Below are 2,374 nucleotides of genomic sequence, written 5' to 3' on the forward strand. Positions count from 1 at the left end.
ATTAAGTTGTCAAATTAAAGTATAATATCGATCTTATGCAATAAAATATGTATTGAATTTATACATAACTATCATAGCTAAATATACACCTATCTAGGTGATTATTATAGCAAAAAACTCACTTATTAAGTAGATAAAACCAGTTAATAAATACCAATACTGTGATCATAAATCAGACTTACCAAAAAGTTAAATTTTGAACCAAATAGATATTTATTGCTGGTTATAAATCTAAATTAATTCAGCTAGGGCAAAAAGCCAATCTAGAAAATGTTAATAAATATATATGTTTTAATTATCCATAAATCCAAACCAAAGCTATCAGGTAGAAAAAAATGAGTAAAGTTCTAGTTGTAGAAGATAGCGTTACCCAAAGAGAAATGATTTCCCAACTTCTCAAAAATAGTGGATTAGCAGTTACTGTAGCTAATGATGGAGTAGAAGCTTTGGGACGACTTAAGAATACTAAACCAGATATAGTGGTACTAGATATTGTGATGCCAAGAATGAACGGGTATGAAGTTTGTCGGAGGATTAAATCCGATCCTAAAACTAAGAATATTCCAGTAGTTATGTGTTCTTCTAAGGGAGAAGAATTTGACCGTTACTGGGGCTTAAAGCAAGGTGCAGATGCTTACATTGCTAAACCATTTCAGCCCACAGAACTGGTAGGAACAGTTAAACAATTGTTAAGAAGATAGGAAATTGTTCAAAACTATGGTTGGAAATCAAGACTTTTTACCAGGCCAAGGTACGGGGATTCAAGAACTAGAAAATCCTGAAGGAGAACTTCATCTGCGATTTTATCTACCTTCAGGCAATGAGTTCGCTTTACCAGCAATGGATATTCGAGAGGTTATCTCTCAATCTCCAGAAGGTATTACAGTAATTCCAAATGTTTCTCCTTTACTTTTAGGTACGATAAATTTAAGGGGACGAGTAATTTGGGTAGCCGATTTAGGTCAATTCCTCGGAGATCAAATCCCAATCAATACAGATAAATCTGAGATTCCTGTAATTGCAGTAGAAGACCAAGACACTATATTAGGATTAGCAGTTGAACGAATCGTGGAAATGGAGTGGCTTGACGAAAAGAAGCTAAAAATGTCCACAAATATTGCAGATGGCATGGCTCCCTTTTTAAAAGGAGAGTGGATTTTTGATGAAAAGGGAGAACAGGTTTTAAGATTACTGGATCAAGAAGCAATTATTCGTTCGGCTCGATGGGCAGCCTAAATAAAAGTCAAAATTGGTAAGTCAACATAATTGTTTGATTGAGTTGTTTATATATTAAAATTTCTGACTGAGGCTGATTCCCAATTCCGTCAACAATAAAATTAAAAAACTAAAAAATAATAAAATTATATTGAGAGAGGGACAGCATGACATCATCCAGCACAGACTTTTTACAAGATTATCAAAAAGTAGAAGATGCCTACAGTCAGGGTAATTATGAAGAAGCAGCAGCTTTAGTTTATAACTTAATTCAGGATTATCCAGAAGACCCTAGTGCTCGTCTTCTTTGTGGTCATATATATTGTTATGGACTCCATCAATATGATGTGGCAACAGAGCAATATCATTCGGTATTAGACCTAACTGACGACCCAGATTTTATTAGCTATGCTCAACAAGGTATAAGTGATAGTAAAGGATTTATTACAAATAATCCCACTACTAGTGAATCAGAAGAATTTATAGAAGATATTAACTTTGATAAAAATCTGGATGAAGTGGCTATGGAAGAAGAGATTTATAACTCTCAAAAATCTATAGCAAACAAAGAATTATTTCTGGATAAAAACAGCCTAGAATTAGATGCAAAAGACTTGGAAAATATTACGGAAAAAGAACTATTTCTGGATGAAAATAACGATGAATTAATAAAAGAAAATTTTGACTTTGATCAATTTGATAAATTATATTTGGAAGATATAGATGATTTGGAACTGACAGATGAAGAAAATAACCCTTTTAGTACAAATAGTAATCTTACTAATCAAAAAGATGAATATGTAGAAGAGTTATCTGATTTCACAAAATATGAAGAACCTTTTGGTGAAAATGACCAAGAATTAGAATATCAGTTACCTATAGAAAATAATAAAGAAACCAAAAATTTGCTAAATGATGCTGTTTTAAATAGTAGTGATGGCCGAGAAAATATATCTGAAAAAATCTCAGAGTTTACTTTGAATGAAGACTTAGATGAAATTTGGAAAAAGCAGCAAGAAGAAATAGCAGAAGATGACAGAACAAAGTATGAAGATATAAAAAATTATTCAGATTTAGAAATAGATCATCGAATAGAAGACTTAGACTTAGATGAACTTAATGATGATTTTGAGAACGTAATAGATGAAATTTTAGATAA

At 31.9% G+C, this 2,374-nt stretch carries 2 protein-coding genes and 1 pseudogene; all 3 read left to right on the top strand.

Annotated elements, in window-relative coordinates; all coding sequences use genetic code 11:
• The first annotated feature begins 335 nt into the window (after nt 1–335).
• Entirely contained in the window at nt 336–701 is a 366-nt protein-coding gene (locus tag F6K13_RS28780) for a response regulator transcription factor (RefSeq protein WP_124143464.1), read from the top strand.
• A 16-nt stretch (nt 702–717) separates the two neighbouring features.
• Nucleotides 718–1,236: a chemotaxis protein CheW gene (locus F6K13_RS28785; protein ID WP_124143463.1), complete on the top strand. Its 519-nt coding sequence runs from the start codon at nt 718–720 to the stop codon at nt 1,234–1,236.
• Nucleotides 1,237–1,382: 146 nt separating this feature from the next.
• A pseudogene (locus F6K13_RS28790) lies at nt 1,383–2,374 on the top strand (hypothetical protein); the annotation flags it as partial.

Source organism: Okeania sp. SIO2B9, assembly GCF_010672505.1.
Classification (GTDB): domain Bacteria; phylum Cyanobacteriota; class Cyanobacteriia; order Cyanobacteriales; family Microcoleaceae; genus Okeania; species Okeania hirsuta.